This is a genomic window from Magnetospirillum sp. UT-4 (genome assembly GCF_902729435.1).
Taxonomy (GTDB): domain Bacteria; phylum Pseudomonadota; class Alphaproteobacteria; order Rhodospirillales; family Magnetospirillaceae; genus Magnetospirillum.
This window is the reverse complement of record NZ_CACVCG010000122.1, coordinates 1-899: the sequence shown is the minus strand read 5'-3', so window position 1 is coordinate 899 and position 899 is coordinate 1. Positions and strand designations below refer to the sequence as shown.

The window sequence follows — 899 nt, the reverse complement described above, 5'->3', positions numbered from 1 at the left end:
GCCCGCTTGGCAAAAGCCAGCGATTTGCCAACGACGCTGCAGGTTGGAAGGATCTGTGGGCGTGGCTGGGGGGGTACTCGGTCGCTCGAGTGGTGATGGAGGCCACGGGCGGCTATGAGCGTAAGGTCGCCCATTTCCTGAGAGAGTCCGGCCTGATGGTCGGCGTGGCCAATCCACGCCAGGTCCGTGACTTCGCTCGTGCCACCGGACGGTTGGCCAAGACCGACACGTTGGATGCCGCCGTCTTGGCGCATTTCGCCGAGGTCGTCGCGACCCGCCCCCTGCCGAAGCGCTCGGCGGCGGTCGAACGCCTTGCCGAGCATGTGGCCTTGCGCGACGCGCTGGTGAACCAGGCCAGGATGCTGTCCAACCAGGGCGACCACTTCACCGACAAGGCCATGGTGCGGATGCTCTGCGGCACGGTCACGGCGCTGAAGGCGAAAATCACCCTCTTGGAGCGCAAGATGGCTGAGATCATCCAGAACGATCCGACGCTCAAGACGCACAACGAACTGTTGTTGTCCGTCCCAGGCATCGGTCCCGTGGTCGCCGCAAGCCTGATAACCGAATTGCCCGAGCTCGGGCACATCGACCGTCGCGCCATCGCCGCCCTGGTCGGCGTGGCGCCGTTCAATCGCGACAGCGGATCAAGCCGCGGAAGACGGATCACCGCTGGCGGAAGGGCATCTATTCGCTCCAAGCTCTTCCTTGCCGCAATGTCCGGCATTCGCCACAACCCGGTCCTCCGAGAGTACTACAAGCATCTCCTGGCCAGGGGGGCCCTCAAAAAGGTCGCCCTCGTCGCCTGCATGCGAAAGCTCGTCGTTACCCTCAACGCGATGATGCGTGACGGCGCCTTCTGGCAGCCAAACGCCGCCTGAAGATCATGGTTGCTTCGA

Annotated in this window: 1 protein-coding gene; it reads left to right on the top strand. The window is 64.0% G+C overall.

Annotated features, from left to right (window positions below; all coding sequences use genetic code 11):
- The coding region (locus MTBUT4_RS15215) for a transposase (protein ID WP_173980550.1) at window positions 1–881 on the top strand (881 nt) is incomplete at its 5' end.
- Between the last annotated feature and the right edge of the window lie 18 nt (window positions 882–899).